This is a genomic window from Bradyrhizobium sp. 2TAF36 (genome assembly GCF_052114925.1).
GTDB classification, from domain to species: domain Bacteria; phylum Pseudomonadota; class Alphaproteobacteria; order Rhizobiales; family Xanthobacteraceae; genus Bradyrhizobium; species Bradyrhizobium barranii.
On sequence record NZ_JBFRFR010000019.1, the window covers coordinates 30,850 to 51,177 of the forward strand.

Consider the following 20,328-nt stretch of genomic DNA (forward strand, 5'->3'; position numbering starts at 1 on the left):
ATGATGACCAAAAAATCAGCGCGGGGCGAGATGCGCGGTGATGGCGCGGAAGGCGGCGAGCCAGCGGTGGTCGAGCGGAACGTCCATCGCCTTCGGCTGCGTCGCGAGCTTGACGATGACGGTGTCGGTGGCCGCGTCGATGTAGAGCCACTGGCCGTGAATGCCGATCCCCGCGAGATCGTTCCGCGACGGATCGATCGTGTACCATTTGCTGCGGTAGCGGGCGCCCGGGAAGATGTCGGCGAGATCGCCGTCTTTCCACGCCTGGGGATCGCCGTTCTCGTGGATGTCGTCGATCCACCAGCCCGGCACCACCTGCCGTCCCTCGACCACGCCGCGGCAGCGGATCATTTCGCCGAAGCGCAGCAGATCGCGTGCGGTGACGGAAAGGCCGCCAGCGATGCGGCCCATGCCGTGGCTGTCGAGCGTGAGAGAGCCGTCCTCTTCGGCACCCAAGGGCTGCCAGAGATAGTCGGAGAGGATGCGATGGTAAGGCATGCCGCAGGCGCGCTCGTAGACCCAGCCGAGCACTTCCGTATTGGTCGAGACGTAGTGGAACACCTTGCCGTGCGGCTTGCCGGTCCCGCGCAGCGTGGTGAGATAGGCGCGCTGATGGCCGGCTTCGACGCCCGGCGGCGGCACGTCCCAGCCCGAGGAGAAACGATAGCGTGCGACGTCGCCGGCCGGATCCTCGTAATCCTCCTCGAACTTGATCGCGACCGCCATGTCGAGGACGTTGCGGACGGTGCAGCTGCCATAGACCGAGCTCTCCAGCTCCGGCACGTAGCGCACCACCCTTGCCTCCGGATCGAGCAGGCCGCGCGCGGCCAGCACGCCGCCGAGCGTGCCGGCGATCGACTTGCTGATGGAGCAGATCAGATGCGGCGTGGTGACGCTGATGCCGTCGCCGTACCATTCGTGGATCAGCGTGCCCCGGTGCATGACCAGCAGCGCATCGCCGAAGGTTTCGCGCAAGGTGGCCTCGACCGTGGTCGGCTTGCCGTCCGGCGCGGTGAAGCTGAGCTTTTGCAGCTCGCGCGGCGCGCTTGCCATCGGTGTGGGATGCGCGGAGCGGCGAACCTCCGCGGTCGGCAGCACTTCGCGGGTGTGGGTGAAGCCCCAGCGGATGGCGGGAAAGCTGCGCCAGTTGGCGCGGGTCACCTGGGCCTCGGGCGTGGGCGGGCTGCCGCGCATGATGTCCGTCGGTCGCATCTCGATCCTCCGCAAGGCCATCCCGACTGCGATGCCGGAACGGCAAGGGAGAAGACTGCACACAGGCCGCATCGGGCGTTATCGAGATCCGGCAATATTTTGCTGGACAGCGGCCATGGCCGTGCCAGTCTGGCGTAGTTCTTGCTGGCTATTCGGCTTGCAAATTCTGACGTGCTGTCATGGCCTTAAGCGCAACTCTTCCGATTCAAGACTCGGCTGCCAATCTACTTCAAGCGAGCAGCACGGATGTCGACGAGCATTGCGCCACGCTCGGCCGCTGGCGGCTGAGCTACGACCAGATCAGCGCCGGGGCGTTCCGGGGCAGCTTCACGCAACTCTCCCTGCCCCGGCTCGAAGTGTTCTGCGAGATCACCAGCCAGCAGGTGCGCCAATATGGCCAGTTAGGTGCCGACAGCTTTGGCATCGGTCTGCCCTGGCACGGCGATGGCGAGGTGAATTGCAACGGGGCCAGTGTTGCGGGCTCCCAGGTCATCGCCAGCATCGACGCCGAGATCGACATGTGTACGCCGAAGGCGTTCGAGTTGCGCGGTGTCGTCGCCAGCGCGGTGCTGATCGCGGAGCTTGCGGCACGGCTCGACATCGAATTGCCGCGCGCCGTCTGGCACCAGTTGCGGGTGATCGAGATGGCGGCGGCGCCGGTCGCGCGGCTGCGCGCCCACCTCGCCGCCATTCACGAGACCATCACGGCCGCACCCGAACGGTTCGACGATCCGGCCGCGCGGCAAGCGCTGGAGGACGCCCTCCTCGTCGAGATCATGGACATGCTGCCGACGGCCCAGCCCAGCGATCCCGGCCGCAGCGCCACGGCGCGCAAGCGCACCGTGGATCGCGCCCGTGAGCTGATGCATGGCAGCGGTGATCGCTCGCTGTCGCTGCTGGAGGTCTGCAAGGCGGTCGGCGCGAGCCCGCGCAAGCTCGGCTATTGCTTTCAGGAAGTCGTGGGCACGAGCCCGATGCATTACTGGCGCGCGATGCGGCTGAACCGGGTGCGGCGGGACCTGAAGCGCGCCAGTGGCGCCGAGACGTCGATCTACGACGTCGCCGTGCAACACGGCTTCTGGCACTTCAGCCAGTTCTCGCTCGACTACAAGCGCCACTTCTCCGAGCTGCCCTCGGAGACGCTGCGGCGCGCGAGGCTTGTCGCCTGACGCGCGCGTCTTCTACTCCAGGACAAGTCGTGGCTAGCAGCTCGCTTGCGGCCATCCTTCGAGACGCCCGCCTCTGGCGGGCCCTCAGGATGAGGTCGGGTTTTGCGGCGAGATATTGGACCCTCATGGTGAGGAGCCCGCGCAAGCGGGCGTCTCGAACCATGCAGGCCGGGCACGTTACCAGGTCGGCAAATACGTACCCTTGAAGCGCGTCTCAAGAAACGCCTTCACGGGATCGGAGTGATAGACCGCGATCAACTGCTTCACCCACGGCTTGTCCTTGTCCTCCTCGCGGACGGCGAGGATGTTGACCCAGGGACCATCGGGGTTCTCGCGCGCGATCGCATCGGTCGCCGGATTGAGGCCGGCCTGCACGGCGTAATTGTTGTTGATCGAGACGACGTCGACGTCCTGCAGCGCGCGCGGAAGCTGGGCGGCATCGAGCTCGACGAAGCGCAGCTTCTTCGGGTTGTCGGTGATATCAGCGATGGTCGAAGCGACGTTGGTCGGGTCCTTCAGCTTGATCACGCCGTGCAGCGCCAGGATCATCAGGCCGCGCGCGCCGTTGGAGGGATCGTTGGCAATTGCAACGCGGGCGCCTTCTGGCAAATCGGCGAGCTTCTTGAATTTCTGCGAATAGACGCCCTGCGGCGAGCCGATCGTGTTCGCGACCTTGACGATTTTCCAACCGGTCTTGGAGATCTGGTTCTTCAGGTAAGGCTCGTGTTGGAACGAGTTGGCTTCGAGGTCCTTCAGCGCCAGCGCCTGGTTCGGAATGACGTAGTCGGTGAACTCGACCACCTTGATGTCGAGGCCGCGCTCGGCGCCGACCTTCTTCACGACGTCCATGATCTCGGCATGGGGACCGGCTGTAACGCCGACGCGGATGGTTTCAGCTTGAGCGGTGGTCGCAAGCAAGGCTGCAGCCGCAAGGGTTGCGAGAAAGCGCATTGTAGTCTCCAGTTTCAGGGAATGTGTATCAGCGCTGCCGCAGCCGGCGGTTGACCCGGCGTGCGAGATAATCGCCCGCGCTCTGCACGAGCTGCACCAGTGCGATCAGAACGACCACGACGGCGAGCATCATCTCCGGCATGAAGCGCTGATAGCCGTAGCGGATGCCGAGATCGCCGAGCCCGCCGCCACCGACGGCACCGACCATGGCGGAGTAGCCGAGCAGGCTGACCACCGCGAGCGTCAGTGCCAGGAGCAGGCCGGGCAACGCTTCGGGGATCAGTACCTTGAGAACGATCTGGATCGGTGATGCCCCGAACGAGGACGCGGTTTCGATCAGGCCGCCATCGACCTCGCGGATCGCAGCTTCGACCAGGCGCGCGATAAACGGCGTCGATGCGATGACCAGCGGCACGATCGCTGCGGTCGAGCCGATCGAGGTGCCGGCAATGAGCCGGGTGAACGGGATGATGGCGACGACCAGGATGATGAAGGGCGTGGAGCGCGTCGCATTGACGACGATGCCGAGCACGCGATTGATGGTGGGCGCCGCGAACAGCTCGCCTTTCCGGCTGGTCGCGAGGAACACGCCGAGCGGCAGGCCGAAGGCGGTGCCGAGCAGTGCCGCGATGCCGACCATGTACAGGCTTTCGCCTGTTGCCTGGACGATGAGGTTGATGAGTTCAGGCGACATAGCCGAGACGCTCCGCCGGGAGTTGATATTGAGAGAGCCAGGCGAGCGTGCGCGTCACCGCGTCCTCGCCACCGGGAATACCGAGGGTCAATGAGCCCACATGCTGGCCGCCGATCTCGTCGATGCGCGCCGACAGCAGCGCCACGTCGAGACCGAGCTCGCGGGCAAGCCGCGCCACCACCGTGTCGCCGGCCCCTGCCCCGCGCACCTGGACGCGGATCACGGCCTGCCCGCCGGCGGACGGCTCCGCCACGATCCGGCTCGCAAGCGACACCGGCAGGCTGTCGCCGATGACTTCGGCGAGGAAGGACTGCGTGATCGGATGCTTGGGGTGCGTGAAGATGTCGGCGACATGGCCGCTCTCGACGACATGGCCGGCGTCGAGCACCACCACTTCCTTGGCGAGCTGGCGCACCACGGACATTTCGTGGGTGATCAGCACGATGGTCACGCCGAGCTCGCGATTGATGTTGGCGAGCAGATCGAGGATCGCGCGCGTGGTCTGCGGGTCGAGCGCCGAAGTCGCCTCGTCCGACAGCAGCACGCTCGGCCGCGTCGCCAGCGCACGGGCAATGCCGACGCGCTGCTTCTGGCCGCCCGAGAGTTCAGAAGGGTAGCGGTCGTGCTTGTCGGCGATGCCGACCAGCGCCAGCAGCTCGGCGACGCGGGCCTTGATGTCGGCCTTGGCCCAGCCGGCGATCTCCAGCGGCAGCGCGATGTTGTCGGCCGCCGTGCGCGACGACAGCAGGTTGAAATGCTGGAAGATCATCCCGATCGAGCGCTGCGCCAGCCGCAATTCGCGACCTGCCAGCGCCGAGATGTCGCTGTTGTCGACGATCACGCGGCCCGTGGTCGGCTTCTCCAGCCCGTTGATCAGCCGGACCAGGCTCGACTTGCCGGCGCCGGAGCGGCCGATAACGCCGGTGATCGAGCCGCGCGCAATCGCGAAGTCGATGTCTTGCAGCGCGTTGACACCGGGCTTGCCGCGATAGGCCGGATAAATCTTCGAGATGCCTTCGAAACGGACCATCGCGTCAGCGTTCTGGGCGGCAGGTGAAATCGCTTCAAGCGTTTCGATCTTCTGTCCGATCGCGAGCGATTGGTGGGCGTTCATGGAGGCGGCCTTCATGCACAACAGTTCCTGCTGCCCCGTGGGGCATGCGGGAACCGGTCGCGTCAAGCGACGGAGAGTGAAATCGCGGCGAGGGTTCGGGTGGAACGCGCTGCACTGCAGCAAGCACCATCGCCTTTTCAGGTCTTCCTTGCAATGTCAGATATTTGCGGGGAGTTGGACGAAGTTTTCCTAATCCCACCCCGGCGAAGAAAATTCGTCTGCCGGGGGTATGAGCTTCCGGCCCCGCTCAGCTGATCTGCAACCAGGGCAGCACGATCAGCAGGAGTCCCGCAAAATAGAGCAGCCCGAACAGCAGCCCAAAGCCCCAGAACTGGCCCTTCCCGATATAGCCGCTGCCGAAATACATCGGCGCGGGTCCCGTCGCGTAAGGCGAGATCACGCCCATCAGGCCGAGCGAATACATGCAGAGCATGGCGAGCGTCGTAACCGGCAGGCCGGGAATGCCCGATCCGACCGCGAGCACCACCGGCAGCACGGCTGCGGCATGCGAGGTGATGCTCGAGAAGAAGTAGTGGATCCAGAAGAATAGCGCGACCAGCAGGAGCATCGCGGTCGACGGCGACAGCCCCGCGAGCGGTTTGGCGTATTCGGTCGCGAACCATTTGACGAAGCCGATTTCGTTGAGGCCCGAGGCCAGCGTCAGCAGCGAGGTGAAATAGAAGAACACCTCCCAGGCGCTCTTCTCGCTGACGATGTCGGCGAACTCGATCACGCCCGTCACCAGCATCAGCGAGATCACGATGAACACGACGGTGGTGGCGTTGACGAAGTTCGAGCCGAGCAGCGGCACGTGGATGTCCGGGCTCGAGCCCGCGATCCACAGGAACATCGCGAGGACGATCAGAGCCAGCATGATCCACTCGTTGCGCGACATCGGGCCCATCTCGCTGACCTCCCTGRCCGCCCATTCGGAGATCTCCGGGCTGTGCTTCACCTCGGGACGGCAGACCACATAGCTGAGCAGCGGCACGAGGATCATCAGGAGGATGCCGAGCGGCGCAAAGCCGACGAACCACTGCGCCCAGCTCACCTCGACGCCGGCGGTCTTCTTGGCGATCGCAAGCGCGGCCGCATTGGGCGCGAGCGCGGTGAAGAACAGCGAGCTGGTGATCGCGGTTGCCGCAAACGCCGTCCACATCACATAGGTGCCGATCTTGCCGGCGGTCGGTCCCGGCTCGGAGCCGTAGATGCGCGGGATGTTGCTGATGATGGGATAGACGATGCCGCCGCTGCGCGCGGTGTTGGATGGCGTCGCTGGTGCCAGCAGGAAGTCCGACATCGCCACCGCGTAGCCGAGACCGAGCGTGTTGCGGCCGAGCTTCTGCACCAGCACCAGCGCGATACGGCGGCCGAGCTGGCTCTTGCGATAACCGATCGAGAATACGAAGGCGCCGACGATCAGCCACACCGTGCTCTCGGCAAATCCCGCCAGCATCCAGCGCAGCGATTTGCCGGGATCGGGATCGATATAGCCGGCGACGCCCGCGACCGTCAGCCCGATGAACCCGACCGCGCCGACCGGCATCGATTCCAGGATGAGCCCGGTGATCACGGCCGCGAACACGGCAAAATAGTGCCACTGGTTGGCGTTGAGACCCGTCGGCACCGGCCACAGATAGATGGCCAGCCACACCACGAGCGGCGCGATCAGCTTCCAGCTAAACCCTTTTGCCTGAGGCGTCTGCGAGCTAGCGGCCATGGGCCCTCCCCCCTCGATTGTCGTCGCATTGTACCGCCCGTTGGCCGAGCCGTTTTTGTCCTAGCGCGGCGTATACGGACTGTCCGCGGCGCGATCAATGGCCTGACTTCACGTTCTACCGCCCCTTGCTACCGCCCCTTGAAGCGCGGCTTGCGGCGGGTCAGGAACGCCTCGATGCCCTCCTTGTGGTCTTCGGTGAGACTCGCCAGCGCGAACTGGTCGACGTCCATGTGGCTGGCGAGATCGTCTAGCGCGTGTGCCAGCCGGTTGACGGTCAGTTTGGTCATGGCGACCGAGAGCGGCGGCTGCGCGGCGACCTTCCGGGCAAGCTCCATGGCGGCATCGAACGCATGGCCGGGATCGGCCACCTGCTCCACCAAACCCCACTCGTAGGCCTCATCGGCCGAGATGCGCTGGTCGGCCAGGATCACCGCCTGCTTGGTGCGGGCCGGCCCGATCAGATGCAGCATGCGCGGGATGCTCTGCCAGCTCATGTTCATGCCGAGCCCGATCTCGGGCACGCGCAGATGCGCGTCGTGCCCCATMACGCGGAAGTCGAGCGCCACGGCCAGCGCGACGCCGCCGCCGACGCAAAAACCCTCGATGGCGGCGATCGTGATCTGCTCCATCTCATGCCAGGCATGGGTCAGACGCGGCCCGAGCTTGAGATGCCGCCGCAGCGTGCCGAGATCCATGTCCGTGCGCGAGCGCCCTTCGGCATCTTTCAAGTCGAAGCCGGCGCTGAAGGCGCTGGTGCTGCCCGTCAGAACCACGACGGACGTTGCGGCATCATCCTCGAAGCTGCGCGCGRCCGCGGTGAGCTGGCGCAGCGCCTCCGGCGAGAGCGCGTTGATGCCGTCGCCGCGGTCGAACCGTACCACCGCAATCCGCCCCTCCGGTCCGAGCCCCTTCTCGATCGTCACGAAGTCCGTCACCGATGTCTCCCTATCCGCTTTGCTGCGAGGCTAGCCTACATCCAGCCTCACGAATATGGGACCCGGTTGCGCCCCAGCGCATACTCGACAGGCAGGGACCATTGCGCCTATCTTTGCGCCATGAGCCACGATCACGACCATCATCACGACCATTCCGAGCTGTCGGAGACCGAGCTGCGCGTGCGCGCGCTCGAGACGATCTTGACAGAAAAAGGCTATGTCGAGCCGGCCGCGCTCGACGCCATCATCCAGGCCTATGAGACCAGGATCGGACCGCACAATGGCGCGCGCGTCGTCGCCAAGGCCTGGACCGATCCGTCGTTCAAAAAGGCGCTGCTGGAGGATGGCTCGAAGGCCATCGGCACGCTCGGCCATGTCAGCCGCGTCGGCGACCATCTCGTCGTGGTCGAGAATACGCCAGAGCGACACAACATGGTCGTGTGCACGCTGTGCTCCTGCTACCCTTGGGAGATGCTGGGGCTGCCGCCGGTCTGGTACAAGGCTGCGCCCTATCGCTCGCGCGCGGTGAAGGACCCGCGCGGCGTGCTCGCCGATTTCGACGTCACGCTGCCCAAGGACATGGAAATCCGAGTGTGGGATTCCACCGCCGAGACCCGCTTCCTGGTGCTGCCGATGCGCCCCGCGGGCACCGAAGGCTGGAGTGAGGAGCAGCTCGCCGAGCTCGTCACGCGCGATTCCATGATTGGCACCGGCTTTCCCAAGACGCCTGGAGCGCCCTCGTGAACGGCGTCCACGACATGGGCGGCATGGACGGGTTCGGCAAGGTCGAGGCCGAGCCGAACGAGCCGATGTTTCACGAGGAGTGGGAATCGCGTGTTCTCGCCATGGTGCGCGCGATGGGCGCCGCCGGCGCCTTCAACATCGACACCTCGCGCTTCTATCGCGAGACGCTGCCGCCGCACGTCTATCTCTCGAGCTCCTACTACAAGAAATGGTTTCTCGGGCTCGAGGAGATGCTGATCGAGAAGGGCTACCTCACCCGGGACGAGGTTGCTGCCGGGCACGCGATGCAGCCTGCAAGGGCGCTCAAGCACGGCAAGTTCGACCTCGCCAATGTCGAGCGCGTCATGGTGCGCGGCAAGTTCGCCCGCCCTGCCCCCGCGCCGGCAAAATTCAACATCGGCGACCGCGTCCGCGCCAGGAACATTCATCCGACCACGCATACGCGGCTGCCGCGCTATGTGCGCGGCCATGTCGGTGTCGTCGAGCTGAACCACGGCTGCCACGTATTTCCGGATTCGGCGGCGATGGAGCTCGGCGAAAATCCGCAATGGCTTTACACGGTGGTGTTCGAGGGCCTCGATCTCTGGGGCGCGGACGGTGATCCGACCTTGAAGGTTTCGATCGATGCCTTCGAACCCTATCTGGACCCGGCGTGATGAGCAGCACGGCTGCGGCCGCCGCGACGGCGGCCATTCCGAGCATTCCGCGCGATGACGACGGCCCGGTGTTCCGCGCGCCCTGGGAAGCGCATGCGTTTGCGATGGCGCTGACGCTGCACGAGCGCGGTGTCTTCACCTGGCCGGAATGGGCCGCAGCCTTGGCCTCCGAGATCAAGCGCGCGCAAGCCGCTGGCGATCCTGATACGGGCGAGACCTATTACCTGCACTGGCTCGCCACGCTGGAAGGTTTGGTCGCAAGCAAGGGCGTCGCATCGGCGGAGACGCTGCACCGCTACCGCGACGCCTGGGACCACGCCGCCGACCGCACCCCGCACGGCAAGCCGATCGAGCTGCGGCCGGAGGATTTTCGGTAGGTCGGTAAGAGGCACGCTCGTGCCAAGCCCTCCGCTGTCATTCCCCGCGAAGGCGGGGAATCCAGTAGGCCGCGGCCTCTCGACTCAAGCACGGTCTCTGGGATACTGGATCACCCGCTTTCGCGGGTGATGACACCGAATATGTGGCCTCAGCGGCCCGCCACAAACTCCCGCCACCCCTTAGCCCGCAGGCTGCACGCCGGGCACTCGCCGCACCCGAAACCCCACTCATGCTGGGCGCCGCGTTCGCCGAGATAGCAGGTGTGCGAGTGCTCGCGGATGAGATCGACCAGTCCTGCGCCGCCGAGCTCGTGGGCGAGCTTCCACGTTGCCGCCTTGTCGATCCACATCAGCGGCGTATGCAGCTCGAATGGCCTGGCCATGCCGAGCGAGAGCGCGGCCTGCATGGCGCGGATGGTGTCGTCGCGGCAATCGGGGTAGCCGGAATAATCGGTCTCGCACATGCCGCCGACGATGTGGGTGATGCCGCGCCGGTAGGCGAGCGCCGCGGCAAACGTCAGGAACACCAGGTTGCGGCCGGGCACGAACGTATTCGGCAGGCCGTCGGCGCCCATCGCGATGGCGACGTCGCGCGTCAGCGCCGTCTCGGACACGGCCGCCAGCGTTGGGATCGACAGCGTGTGGCTCTCGCCGAGCCTTGCGGCCCAGTCTGCGCGCAGACCCTTGATGCCGTCGAACAGCCGGTCCCGGCAGGCGAGCTCGATGGCGTGGCGCTGGCCATACTCGAAACCCAGTGTCTCCACGCGTGCAAAGCGGCTGAGCGCCCAGGCGAGGCCGGTGGTGGAATCCTGGCCGCCGGAAAACAGCACCAATGCGGTTTGTGATGAAAATGCGTCACTCATGGCCCGCGCTTTAGCACTGCGGGCGCTCCTCGCCAATCTGCCGCCAATCGGTGGAAATCGGCCTGTTCCGCCGCGCCGCGCTGGGAACGGCGGGCCGCTTTTGGCATAAGGCTTTGGAGCCAGGAGACTGCCCCGCAATGACCCCTTCCCGCGACATTTCCCGTCTGATCGAGATCATGGCGGCGCTGCGCACGCCGGTGACCGGCTGCCCCTGGGACCTCGAGCAGAATTTCGCGACGATCGCGCCCTACACGATCGAGGAAGCCTATGAGGTGGTCGAGGCCATCAGCCGCGGCGATCTCGACGATCTGCGCGAGGAGCTCGGCGACCTCCTGCTCCAGGTCGTGTTCCACGCCCAGATGGCTTCAGAACAGAATGCCTTTGCCTTCGGCGACGTCGTGGAGGCCATCACCCGCAAGATGATCCGGCGCCATCCCCATGTCTTCGCCGACAAGGACGGCAACCTCGCCGCCTCCCACGTCAAGGAAGTCTGGGACCGCATCAAGGCCGAGGAGAAAGCCGAACGTGCGGCGCGCCGGCCGCCGGAGGAAACGCCGACGCACAAGTCGTTACTCTCGGGCGTCAAGGCCGGTCAGCCCGCGCTGACCCGCGCGATGGAGCTCCAGCGCAAGGCTTCCACCGTCGGCTTCGACTGGAACGACCCGCGCGCGGTGCTGGCGAAAATCCGCGAGGAAGCCGACGAGATCGAGGCGGCGCTCGACCGCAACGACAGCGAGGGGCTGGCGGAAGAAACCGGCGATCTGATGTTCGCACTCGTCAATCTCGCCCGCCACGTCGACGCCGATCCGGAAGCCGCGCTGCGCGCGACGAATGCAAAGTTCGAGCGGCGGTTCGCCTTCATCGAGCGCGCGCTCGAGGCGCAGGGCCGGACGCTCCAGCAGGCGTCGCTGGCGGAGATGGACGCGCTGTGGAATGCGGCTAAGAGTGAGGCGAAACCGGTATCGGAGACTCGTTCGCAGGCCCGCCGCTAGCGTTGTGGGCCTGCTCCATCGGCGTACCCGCAAGGATCGAAGCGGTCGCGAAGGAGATATAGGTCAGCATCTTTTCCCGAATGCAGCGAGGCGGTCATGGCGGATCGCAGTCAAGCCATGAAACCGTCACGACAAGCAGTCTAAAGTTGAGCAACGGAGCCCGCGCAGCCGAAATCCCACCTCAGGTGAGTGCGATGCCATTAAAGCACTATTCGGTCCTCAAGGGACGCCCGATCGCGATGCGTTTCGGCACCGGCCAGTCGCCGCACTATCAAGTCCATGTCGTGGCCGACAACGCGGATTTCCGCATCGCCGTCAATGTGCAGTCAGCCGACGGAAGCGAAGTCGAGTTCCTGGTGCGATCGCACTTTGTCCATCCGATCACCGATCATCTCGCGGCGCTGCCGGAGGGCCTGCACCCGCAGCCGCCGAAGCCGGYCAGCATCGCGCTGGACTTCATTCGCGGCAATCTGATGCAGCCCCAGGAGATGATCCCGCTGCCGCTGTCGGTGCCCGGACCCGACAATGACCTCAACGAGAAGCTCGACCAGTTCGTCCAGCGCGCGCTCTCAAACGAAAGCGCGATGATCTACGCATTCGGTGAGACGTGGGGGCCGGAGACCAAAGCGGACAATTATTTCGGCTTCCGGCCGGGTCGCGGCATTCACGACATCCATATGAATCAGGGAAATCCGATCGGAAGGTTCTCGGGCGACAACGGGCCATGGCAAGACGGCGGGCTGGTGTTCGAATTCCCGGATCAGAAGCTATGGACGGCGGTCTTCCTCAAATTCCAGACGCAGGCCTGGCACACCGACGACAAGACCGGTGACCCCATCGATCTCGGCGCGCCGACACAGCCGCCAGATCCGACGGCTCCTCCGACCGGGCAAATGCCGGACGGACTCGTGCGCATCATCGCAGCACTCGTCAATGCCTTGAAGACGCCCGAGCGGGAAGTCGTCACGCTGCTCAATACAGCCGATCGCGACATCGATCTCACCGGCTGGATGCTGGCCGACAAGCAGAAGAACAAGATGGTCCTGTCAGGGAAGATCGCAGCCGGGGGCACGCTCGCAATCGTCGTGCAGAAGCCGATGGAATTGTCGAACCAGGGCGGCATCATTTCGTTGCTGGACGAGCGCGGGATCAAGATCCACGGCGTCGCCTATACCAAGGCGCAAGCGAAGAATCCGGGCCTGACCATTCCATTCTAGCGTTACGCGTCTCAACCCAGAAACGCGGATACGGTCGATATCGCATTCAAGCCGGTCGGGCGCACCGCGCCCTTCGGATCACGCCACGCGCGGCACGGCATCGAACCGGTTCACCACGATATCCCGCTTGGTCTCGTCGACCCGTACGGTCATGTCGAAGCGGCCGTCGTGCAGCTCTTTCGCCAGCACCTCCGCATTTCGATGCAGCCAGCTGATGCCGGCGCCGTCGGCGGCGTCGATGGAGAGATCGAGCGTGGTGCGTTTTGCGGCGAGCCGTTCCTCGATCGCCGCAAGCAGAGCGTCGATCCCCTCGCCTGACACGGCCGACACCAGCATCGCCGGATGATCCTCCGGCCGGCGCGCGGCGATGTTCAAGAGCTCTTCGCGCTTGTCAGGCTCGTAACGGTCGATCTTGTTCCAGACCTCGATGATGCGGCCGGAATCGTCGGGGTTGATGCCGAGCTGGCGCAGCACCGCGTCGACGTCACTCTGCTGGGCCTCGGCATCCTCGTGCGAGATGTCGCGCACATGCAGGATGACGTCGGCCTCCAGCACCTCTTCCAGCGTGGCGCGGAAGGCCGCGACGAGCTGGGTCGGCAGGTTGGAGATGAAGCCGACGGTGTCAGACAGCATCGCCTTGCCGCCATGCGGCAAAGTGAGCGCGCGCAGGGTCGGATCGAGTGTTGCGAACAGCATGTCGGCGGCCTGAACGTCGGCGCGGGTCAGGCGGTTGAACAGCGTCGACTTGCCGGCATTGGTGTAGCCGACCAGCGCGACGACGCGATACGGCACGCGCTGGCGTCCGGCGCGATGCAGCCGCCGCGTCGCCTGCACCTTCTTCAGCTCGCCCTCGAGTTTCGAGATGCGCTCCTGGATCAGGCGGCGATCGGCTTCGATCTGCGTCTCGCCGGGACCGCCCATGAAGCCGAAGCCGCCACGCTGGCGTTCCAGATGGGTCCAGGAGCGAACGAGGCGCGAGCGCTGGTAGTTGAGATGCGCAAGCTCGACCTGGAGCGAGCCTTCCTTGGTCTTGGCGCGGCGGCCGAAGATCTCCAGGATGAGGCCGGTGCGGTCGAGCACCTTGGCGTGCAACTCCTTCTCGAGATTGCGCTGCTGGATCGGCGCCAGCGCGCAATCCATCACGACGAGCTCGACATCGAGGCTCTTGGCCAGCGCGGCGATCTCCTCGACCTTGCCCTTGCCGATATAGGTCGCGGGGCGGATCTGGCTGATCGGCGCGATGATGGCATCGGCAATGACGAGGTCGATCGCCCGCGCGAGGCCGGCGGCCTCATCGAGCCGGGCCTCCGCGTCACGCTGAACATGGCTTTCCGATTGCGCGTCGGCACCGCCCGCGCGCACACGCAAGTAGGGGCCGATGACAAGCACCCGCCCCGTCTGCTTCGCCCCTGCCGACCGCGGACGGTCGGCCTCCCCGTCGAAATTCCGGGGTTCCAATCAGATCACTCTCAAGCCGGCTGATCCTCGCCGCCTTCGAACAACTGGATCGGAGCGCCCGGCATGATGGTCGAGATCGCATGCTTGTAGACAAGCTGCGAGTGACCGTCGCGCCGAAGCAGCAAACAGAAATTGTCGAACCAGGTCACGATGCCCTGGAGCTTCACTCCGTTGACCAGAAAGATCGTCAGTGGCGTCTTGGTTTTGCGAACGTGATTGAGGAAGGTGTCCTGTAGGTTTTGTGCGCGGTCTGCCGCCATTGTTTTTTTCTCGCTTTGAGTTTCTTTTTATTGCGCCGGTTGCGGCCCTCTTTGTGACATTCGGGGCCTCTTCCGGTTGCTATTCCTCATGAGATCCCCCTCGGAGGAACAGCGGTTCGATTAGAGGACAGGACGGGTTATTAGGCAAGCCGCTTCACGCGGCAGGCAACGCCCAATTGCCCCGAAAAACTACGGAAATCGATGATTTTCCTCGCTAATCCCTGAGCTGCGGCCGCGACGTCGCGGTGTCAGCCGACACCGAGCGCCTTCAGCTTCCGGTGCAACGCCGAACGTTCCATGCCAACAAACTCAGCCGTGCGAGAAATATTTCCTGAAAAACGGCTGATCTGTGCAATCAAATAGTCGCGCTCGAACACTTCGCGCGCTTCGCGCAGCGGCAGCCCCATGATGTGCTCGCCATTGTTGCTGGTCGGCATCGCCGGCACCATCGAGCCGACGTCCTGCGGCAGCATGTCGGCGGTGATGATCACCTCCGGTCCGCCCGCGGCCAGAATCATGACTCTCTCAACGTTGTTGCGGAGCTGGCGCACGTTGCCCGGCCACACATGCGATTGCAGCACCGCCATCGCGTCCTGCCCGATCTGCCGCTTGGGCAGGCCGCTGCCGGCCGAGATCTGCTCCATGAAATAGTCGATCAATTCCGGAATGTCCTCGCGCCGCTCCGAGAGCGCGGGCACGCGGATCGGCACCACCGAGAGCCGATGATAGAGGTCTTCGCGGAAATGGCCGGCCGCGATCTCCTCTTCGAGATTTCGCGCGGTGGAGGAGATGATGCGGACGTCGACCTGCACCTTGCCGGTGCCGCCGACGCGCTGGAACGACTGCTCGACCAGCACGCGCAAAATCTTGTTCTGGGTCTCGCGCGGCATGTCCGCGATCTCGTCGATGAACAGCGTGCCGCCATGGGCTTCCTCGAGCGCACCGGGCTTGCGCGCCTGCTCGCCGTTAGATTGCTCGACACCGAACATCTCGTGCTCCATGCGCTCGGGCGTGATCGCGGCGGCATTGATCACGACGAACGGACCATCGGCGCGGCCCGAGGCCGTATGCAGCGTGCGCGCGGTCAGCTCCTTGCCGGCGCCGGCCGGGCCGACGATCAGGATGCGGCTGTTGGCCTTGGCCGCGCGGTCGATTGTCTGGCGCAGCTGGTTCATGCTCGGCGAGCGGCCGACGAGCGAGCTTGCGCTCGGCGCGAGCTGCTTCAGCTCCTTGACCTCGCGCTTGAGCCGCGAGTTCTCGAGCGCTCTGTTCGCGACCAGGATCAGCCGGTCGGCCTTGAACGGCTTCTCGATGAAGTCGTAGGCGCCGCGCTTGATCGCGGCGACCGCGGTCTCGATGTTGCCGTGGCCGGAGATCATCACGACCGGCAGATCGGCATTGTCCTTCTTGACCTGCTCCAGCAGCTGCAAGCCGTCGAGCTTGGAGCCCTGGAGCCAGATGTCCAGAAACACCAGATGCGGCCTGCGATTGGCGATCTCGGCGAGCGCCGTATCGCTGTCGCGAGCGGTCCTTGTCACGAAGCCCTCGTCTTCGAGAATGCCCGCGACGAGATCGCGAATATCGGCCTCATCATCGACAATCAGAATTTCACTTGCCATGGTTCGTGCCTGTCTTGTCAGATGCCTGTTGAGGCTTCGATCTTCGTTGAATCATTGGTCTTTTCAGCCGCCTCTTTGGTTTCGGCGGCCGGCTGTTTTGTTTCGGGCGGCTTGGCGATGTCCGTGACCGCGTTTGCGGCCGACGCTGCCTGCACGGTCCCCTCGCTCTTCGCGGGGGCACCGGAGATTGCAAAACGCATCCGCATCCACGCGCCGCGTTGGCCCTCGCGGAAATCGGAAGCGTCCTTCAGCTCGATACGCCCGCCATGGTCTTCGAGCACGCGGCCGACGATCGCCAGGCCAAGGCCGGTGCCCTTGGCCCGCGTCGTCACATAAGGCTCGAGGAGGCGCGAGCGCGCGACCTTGGGCAGTCCGATGCCGTTGTCGATGACATCGATCAGCACGTCCTCGCCCTCGCGCGAGACCACGACGTCGATGCGGCCCTTGCCGTAATCCTTGCCGAGCTCCTCCGGCGGCACCTGCTCGACCGCCTCGGTGGCGTTCTTGACGATGTTGGTGACCGCCTGCGAGATCAGCCGCCGGTCGAACTGCGCGCGCAGCGGATCTTCCTTGAATTCGGCCTCGATATCGATCTCGGGATGGGCGACCTTCATCAGGAACACCGCCTGCCGCACGGTGTCGGCGACGTCCTCGCCCTCCATCACCGGCTTCGGCATCCGTGCGAAACGCGAGAACTCGTCGACCATGCGGCGGATATCGTCGACCTGGCGCACGATGGTATCGGTGCACTGCTCGAAGATCTGCTTGTCCTTGGTCTCGGTGATGTCCTTGCCGAACTTGCGGCGGATGCGCTCGGCCGAGAGCTGGATCGGCGTCAGCGGATTCTTGATCTCATGCGCGATGCGGCGCGCGACGTCGCCCCAGGCCGAGGTGCGCTGCGCCGAGACCAGCTCGGTGATGTCGTCGAGCGTGATGATGTAGCTGTCGTGCGGCTGGCTGGTCTTCTCGGCGCTGACGCGGACCGACAGGTTGCGCTCGGTGCCGTCGCGCGTGATCGTGATCTGGCCCTGTACCAGGCGCTGGGTCCCTTCCCGCGCCGTCTTCATCATCTCCTCGAGCTCGGGCAGCACGTCGGAGAGCGGATGGCCGAGCGTCTCGGCTTCGGAGTGCCCGATCAGCTTCTCGGCAGAGCGGTTGAGGATGCCGACGCTGCCCGAATTGTCGACGCCGATGATGCCGGCGCTCGCCGAGGACAGCACGGCCTCGATGAAGCGGCGGCGGCTGTCGATGAGATCGCTGGCGTTGACGAGCTCGTCACGCTGGCTGCGCAATTCCTGCGTCATCTTGTTGAAGGTCTCACCCAGCTGGGCGAGGTCACCTTCCGACTGATGCACGGGCACCTTCACATGGAGGTCGCCGGTCGAGACCGTGTGGGCCGCGTTCATCAGCCGCCGGATCGGGGCCACCAGCGAGTTGGCGAAGTTGAGGCCGATCAGTACCGAGGCCATCAGGATGGTCAGCGCGATCACCGCGAACATCAGCGCGAAGGCGACCTGGATGCCGAGCCGGCGCGACTCGATCTGAGCGTATTCGGCGACGCTGACCTCGGTCTGCTTGAGCTGGTTGACGACGTTCGGATCGAGCGGCCGCGCGACATAGAGGAAGGTGTCGCTGAAGGCGCGCAGGCGGATCACCGCGGCGACGAAGCTCGCATCCGGCAGCACCGCGATCTCGGGCTCGGATTCGTTGACGTTGCTGAGGAAGTCCGGCGCCGGCGGCGAATAGGCTAGCCGCATGCCGGTGTCGGCCGATTCCAGGATATTGGTGTTCTTGTCGATGATCATCGCGCCCGGCAGGTTGCGGGAGCCGGCGCTGGCGGTCAGCAGCTCGCGGAACGAGCGGCGGTCCTGGTCGTAGAGCGGCCGGGCGTGGGCGATGTCATTGGCCATGCCGAGAATGTCGCCGCGGATCAGCTGCGCGTGGTCCTGCATGTAGGCGCGCGCGATCGTCAGCGAATTCTGGATCACCTCCTTGGTCGGGCCGGAGAACAGCCGGTCGAGGCCGCGCTCGATGGTGACGTTGGCGACGACGGCGACCAGCACTGCCGGCAGCACCGCCAYGATCGAGAACAGGCTGACGATCTGGACATGGAGGCGCGCCGCCGCCCGGCCCCGCCGCCGCGCCAGGATCAGCTGCCAGAGCTCGCGGACGATGATGCCGACCAGCAGCAGGATCGTGGCCGCATTGATCAGATAGAAAGAGCGGACCACCTCCGGCGTCGGCTCGATCCTCGTGAGACCGGTCAGGACCAGGAAGGTCAGGAGGGCCGACAGCAACGCCATCGCCACGGCAAGGGGTGCCAGCCAGCGACGCACCGACCAACGCCGGGGCTCTTCCGCTGGGGCCGTGTCGAAGTGTGCGGCCGAGGTGTCTGCGCTGGTCATTCCGGCAATGGTGCTGAAAACGGGGTCCGCGGCGGGCGGATACTGATGTATTCGTACCACATTGTTGCCGAATTGCGACAATTCCGCGGCGCCCTCGCCGCGACGGACCGGCGCATCCACAGGCCGCTGTTCTGGCAAACCTCGCCTGCGGGAACGGATTCCCGCCCCTGCGGCTTGACCGCCATGGACAGGTTCTTTCTCGCGATGATGGTGTCGGCCGTGCTGCTGCTGATCGTAGCCGCCGACCTCCTGGTCAATGGTCTCGGGGTGCAGCAGCCGCTGGCGAACGTCGCCAGTGCCCAGCAGGTCTCGGCGCGGCTGATCAGATGAGCGCGACGCAGCGCTCGGCGGTTGAATAACAATTCATACGTTCCAGCGGAACGTTTCGGTCTGATTCGGACTTTTGCTCACCGCGTTAGCCACAACGGCCAGCGCGATCCGGACAGGCTCAGCTCCGCTTTGGTAGGGGGAGCTGAGCCACCGTCCGTTCGAAAAAACTAGCCCCCGCTCCGATACACCTGGATATCGAGGTCCCGGATCTTCTTCCGCAGCGTGTTGCGGTTGAGGCCGAGCAAATCGGCGGCGCGAATCTGGTTGCCGCGAGTGGCCGCGAGCGCGGCCGTGAGCAGCGGCACCTCGATCTCCTTGAGGATACGGTGATAGAGGCCCGGCGGCGGTACGCCGTTCGGGAAGCCCTGGAAGTGCGAGGACAGATACGCCTCGACGGCGCCGCCGAGATTGTCGACGCCCTGCTGGACAGCGGCACCCGGGCTGACCGTGGGCGGCGCGAGCTCGCCGTCGATGACGGAGCCCGTGATCACGTCCTGCGGATAGAGCGCCGCGAGGCGCCGGGCGAGGTTCTCAAGCTCGCGCACGTTGCCGGGCCAGCGGTGCTGCTTCATCCGCTCAAGCGCCAGCGTATCGAGCTTCTTTGGCGGCAGGCCGTCCTTCTCGGCCAGCGTGAAGAAGTGCCGCACGAGGTCCGGCAGGTCTTCGATGCGCTCGCGCAAGGGGGGCAGCCGCAGCGGCACGACGTTGAGGCGGAAGAACAGATCCTCGCGGAACAGGCCCTGCTGGATCAGGACGCGCAAGTCCTTGTTGGACGCCGCGACGATCCGCACGTCGGTCTTGATCGGAGTGCGGCCGCCGACGGTGGTGTATTCGCCCTGCTGGAGTACGCGCAGCAGGCGGGTCTGCGCCTCCATCGGCATGTCGCCGATTTCGTCCAGGAACAGCGTGCCGCCCTCGGCCTGCTCGAACCGGCCCGAGGCGCGGGTGTTGGCGCCGGTGAAGGCGCCGCGCTCGTGGCCGAACAGTTCGGACTCGATGAGGTCACGCGGGATCGCCGCCATGTTGACCGCGACGAACGGGCCGTTGCGGCGCTTGCCGTAATCGTGCAGCGCGCGCGCCACCAGCTCCTTACCGGTGCCGGACTCGCCCGTGATCATCACGGTGAGGTCGGTCTGCATCAGACGCGCCAGCACGCGGTAGATTTCCTGCATCGCGGGCGAGCGGCCGACCAGCGGGATCGCCTCCATCTCGGCGTCCTCGTCCGGCGTCGAGACCCGTTCCTTCGGCTCGGCCAGCGCACGGCCGACGATGGCGATCAGCTCCTTCAGGTCGAAGGGCTTTGGCAGATATTCGTACGCCCCGCGTTCGGAGGCGCGGATCGCGGTCATGAACGTGTTCTGCGCGCTCATGACGATGACGGGCAGATTGGGCCGCATCTTCTTGATCCGCGGCAGCAGGTCGAAGGCGTTCTCGTCCGGCATCACCACGTCGGTGATGACGAGATCGCCCTCCCCCTGGCTGACCCAGCGCCACAGCGTTGCGGCATTGCCGGTGAGCCGGACTTCATAGCCGGCGCGGGATAGCGCCTGATTGAGAACCGTGCGGATGGCGGTGTCGTCATCAGCAACGAGAATGCTACCTGCGGGCATCG

Annotated in this window: 19 protein-coding genes; 7 read left to right on the forward strand and 12 right to left on the reverse strand. The window is 65.2% G+C overall.

Annotated features, from left to right (window positions below; genetic code table 11):
• Positions 1–15: 15 nt before the first annotated feature.
• Complete coding sequence (locus AB4Z51_RS12900) at positions 16–1,212, reverse strand: serine hydrolase domain-containing protein (protein ID WP_135213632.1); 1,197 nt, start codon at positions 1,210–1,212, stop codon at positions 16–18.
• Positions 1,213–1,391: 179 nt separating this feature from the next.
• On the opposite strand from AB4Z51_RS12900, the gene AB4Z51_RS12905 reads away from it, so the two are divergent.
• A complete protein-coding gene (locus AB4Z51_RS12905; RefSeq protein WP_135213631.1) occupies positions 1,392–2,381 on the forward strand; it encodes a helix-turn-helix domain-containing protein in 990 nt (329 codons plus the stop codon).
• 177 nt (positions 2,382–2,558) lie between these two features.
• Here AB4Z51_RS12905 and AB4Z51_RS12910 read toward each other — a convergent pair whose 3' ends face one another.
• The 5 genes from AB4Z51_RS12910 to AB4Z51_RS12930 form a co-directional block, all read right to left on the reverse strand.
• Positions 2,559–3,332 carry a MetQ/NlpA family ABC transporter substrate-binding protein gene (locus tag AB4Z51_RS12910; RefSeq protein WP_135213630.1) on the reverse strand — a complete coding sequence of 258 codons (774 nt, stop codon included), beginning with the start codon at positions 3,330–3,332 and terminating at the stop codon, positions 2,559–2,561.
• A 28-nt stretch (positions 3,333–3,360) separates the two neighbouring features.
• On the reverse strand, positions 3,361–4,026 hold the full coding sequence (locus AB4Z51_RS12915; RefSeq protein ID WP_135213629.1) for a methionine ABC transporter permease: 666 nt from the start codon (positions 4,024–4,026) through the stop codon (positions 3,361–3,363).
• A complete protein-coding gene (locus AB4Z51_RS12920; RefSeq protein ID WP_193560861.1) occupies positions 4,016–5,155 on the reverse strand; it encodes a methionine ABC transporter ATP-binding protein in 1,140 nt (379 codons plus the stop codon). Before AB4Z51_RS12920 ends, AB4Z51_RS12915 begins: the two co-directional genes overlap by 11 nt.
• 232 nt (positions 5,156–5,387) lie before the next feature.
• A complete protein-coding gene (locus tag AB4Z51_RS12925; RefSeq protein WP_441497507.1) occupies positions 5,388–6,860 on the reverse strand; it encodes a DASS family sodium-coupled anion symporter in 1,473 nt (490 codons plus the stop codon).
• A gap of 128 nt (positions 6,861–6,988) precedes the next feature.
• Positions 6,989–7,795 carry an enoyl-CoA hydratase/isomerase family protein gene (locus AB4Z51_RS12930; protein WP_441497508.1) on the reverse strand — a complete coding sequence of 269 codons (807 nt, stop codon included), beginning with the start codon at positions 7,793–7,795 and terminating at the stop codon, positions 6,989–6,991.
• 120 nt (positions 7,796–7,915) lie between these two features.
• On the opposite strand from AB4Z51_RS12930, the gene nthA reads away from it, so the two are divergent.
• The 3 genes from nthA to AB4Z51_RS12945 are packed head-to-tail and all read left to right on the forward strand — an operon-like array spanning position 7,916 to position 9,572.
• Positions 7,916–8,539, forward strand: a complete 624-nt coding sequence (gene nthA / locus AB4Z51_RS12935; RefSeq protein WP_135213626.1) for a nitrile hydratase subunit alpha — start codon at positions 7,916–7,918, stop codon at positions 8,537–8,539.
• Positions 8,536–9,195 (forward strand): nitrile hydratase subunit beta, encoded by a 660-nt coding sequence (nthB, locus tag AB4Z51_RS12940; RefSeq protein WP_135213625.1) that lies wholly within the window; start codon positions 8,536–8,538, stop codon positions 9,193–9,195. Before nthA ends, nthB begins: the two co-directional genes overlap by 4 nt.
• A complete protein-coding gene (locus AB4Z51_RS12945) occupies positions 9,195–9,572 on the forward strand; it encodes a nitrile hydratase accessory protein (protein WP_167767895.1) in 378 nt (125 codons plus the stop codon). The genes nthB and AB4Z51_RS12945 overlap by 1 nt, the downstream gene beginning before the upstream one ends.
• A 149-nt stretch (positions 9,573–9,721) precedes the next feature.
• Here the strand turns inward: AB4Z51_RS12945 and queC are convergent, their stop codons facing one another.
• Positions 9,722–10,435, reverse strand: a complete 714-nt coding sequence (gene queC, locus AB4Z51_RS12950; protein ID WP_441497509.1) for a 7-cyano-7-deazaguanine synthase QueC — start codon at positions 10,433–10,435, stop codon at positions 9,722–9,724.
• Between the two features lie 137 nt (positions 10,436–10,572).
• Between queC and mazG the strand changes: the two genes are divergently transcribed.
• Both mazG and AB4Z51_RS12960 read left to right on the forward strand, forming a co-directional pair.
• Positions 10,573–11,427, forward strand: a complete 855-nt coding sequence (mazG, locus tag AB4Z51_RS12955) for a nucleoside triphosphate pyrophosphohydrolase (protein WP_135213622.1) — start codon at positions 10,573–10,575, stop codon at positions 11,425–11,427.
• 194 nt (positions 11,428–11,621) lie between these two features.
• Positions 11,622–12,644, forward strand: a complete 1,023-nt coding sequence (locus AB4Z51_RS12960) for a DUF2278 family protein (RefSeq protein ID WP_441497510.1) — start codon at positions 11,622–11,624, stop codon at positions 12,642–12,644.
• Between the two features lie 78 nt (positions 12,645–12,722).
• Here the strand turns inward: AB4Z51_RS12960 and hflX are convergent, their stop codons facing one another.
• The 4 genes from hflX to AB4Z51_RS12980 all read right to left on the reverse strand — a co-directional run bounded on the left by hflX (position 12,723) and on the right by AB4Z51_RS12980 (position 18,386).
• Positions 12,723–14,102, reverse strand: coding sequence for a GTPase HflX (gene hflX, locus AB4Z51_RS12965; RefSeq protein ID WP_167767894.1), 1,380 nt, complete (start codon positions 14,100–14,102; stop codon positions 12,723–12,725).
• A gap of 11 nt (positions 14,103–14,113) precedes the next feature.
• The gene (gene hfq / locus AB4Z51_RS12970) at positions 14,114–14,362 is read right to left on the reverse strand and encodes an RNA chaperone Hfq (protein ID WP_007591126.1); all 249 of its coding nucleotides are present in this window, start codon (positions 14,360–14,362) and stop codon (positions 14,114–14,116) included.
• 248 nt (positions 14,363–14,610) lie between these two features.
• Positions 14,611–15,981, reverse strand: coding sequence for a nitrogen assimilation response regulator NtrX (gene ntrX, locus AB4Z51_RS12975; protein ID WP_071914044.1), 1,371 nt, complete (start codon positions 15,979–15,981; stop codon positions 14,611–14,613).
• A 17-nt stretch (positions 15,982–15,998) separates the two neighbouring features.
• Positions 15,999–18,386, reverse strand: coding sequence for an ATP-binding protein (locus tag AB4Z51_RS12980; protein ID WP_441497511.1), 2,388 nt, complete (start codon positions 18,384–18,386; stop codon positions 15,999–16,001).
• Positions 18,387–18,431: 45 nt separating this feature from the next.
• On the opposite strand from AB4Z51_RS12980, the gene AB4Z51_RS12985 reads away from it, so the two are divergent.
• Complete coding sequence (locus AB4Z51_RS12985) at positions 18,432–18,716, forward strand: histidine kinase (RefSeq protein ID WP_135213618.1); 285 nt, start codon at positions 18,432–18,434, stop codon at positions 18,714–18,716.
• A gap of 167 nt (positions 18,717–18,883) precedes the next feature.
• Here the strand turns inward: AB4Z51_RS12985 and ntrC are convergent, their stop codons facing one another.
• Positions 18,884–20,326 (reverse strand): nitrogen regulation protein NR(I), encoded by a 1,443-nt coding sequence (ntrC, locus tag AB4Z51_RS12990; RefSeq protein WP_008133472.1) that lies wholly within the window; start codon positions 20,324–20,326, stop codon positions 18,884–18,886.
• Positions 20,327–20,328 lie beyond the last annotated feature (2 nt).

Excerpts from the sequence above, each read along its gene's own strand:
- AB4Z51_RS12900 (WP_135213632.1), bottom strand. The coding sequence starts at position 1,212 with ATGCGACCGACGGACATCATGCGCGGCAGCCCGCCCACGCCCGAGGCC.
- AB4Z51_RS12905 (WP_135213631.1), top strand. The coding sequence starts at position 1,392 with ATGGCCTTAAGCGCAACTCTTCCGATTCAAGACTCGGCTGCCAATCTA.
- AB4Z51_RS12910 (WP_135213630.1), bottom strand. The coding sequence starts at position 3,332 with ATGCGCTTTCTCGCAACCCTTGCGGCTGCAGCCTTGCTTGCGACCACC.
- AB4Z51_RS12915 (WP_135213629.1), bottom strand. The coding sequence starts at position 4,026 with ATGTCGCCTGAACTCATCAACCTCATCGTCCAGGCAACAGGCGAAAGC.
- AB4Z51_RS12920 (WP_193560861.1), bottom strand. The coding sequence starts at position 5,155 with ATGAAGGCCGCCTCCATGAACGCCCACCAATCGCTCGCGATCGGACAG.
- nthA (WP_135213626.1), top strand. The coding sequence starts at position 7,916 with ATGAGCCACGATCACGACCATCATCACGACCATTCCGAGCTGTCGGAG.
- AB4Z51_RS12945 (WP_167767895.1), top strand. The coding sequence starts at position 9,195 with ATGAGCAGCACGGCTGCGGCCGCCGCGACGGCGGCCATTCCGAGCATT.
- queC (WP_441497509.1), bottom strand. The coding sequence starts at position 10,435 with ATGAGTGACGCATTTTCATCACAAACCGCATTGGTGCTGTTTTCCGGC.
- mazG (WP_135213622.1), top strand. The coding sequence starts at position 10,573 with ATGACCCCTTCCCGCGACATTTCCCGTCTGATCGAGATCATGGCGGCG.
- hfq (WP_007591126.1), bottom strand. The coding sequence starts at position 14,362 with ATGGCGGCAGACCGCGCACAAAACCTACAGGACACCTTCCTCAATCAC.
- ntrX (WP_071914044.1), bottom strand. The coding sequence starts at position 15,981 with ATGGCAAGTGAAATTCTGATTGTCGATGATGAGGCCGATATTCGCGAT.
- AB4Z51_RS12985 (WP_135213618.1), top strand. The coding sequence starts at position 18,432 with ATGTATTCGTACCACATTGTTGCCGAATTGCGACAATTCCGCGGCGCC.
- ntrC (WP_008133472.1), bottom strand. The coding sequence starts at position 20,326 with ATGCCCGCAGGTAGCATTCTCGTTGCTGATGACGACACCGCCATCCGC.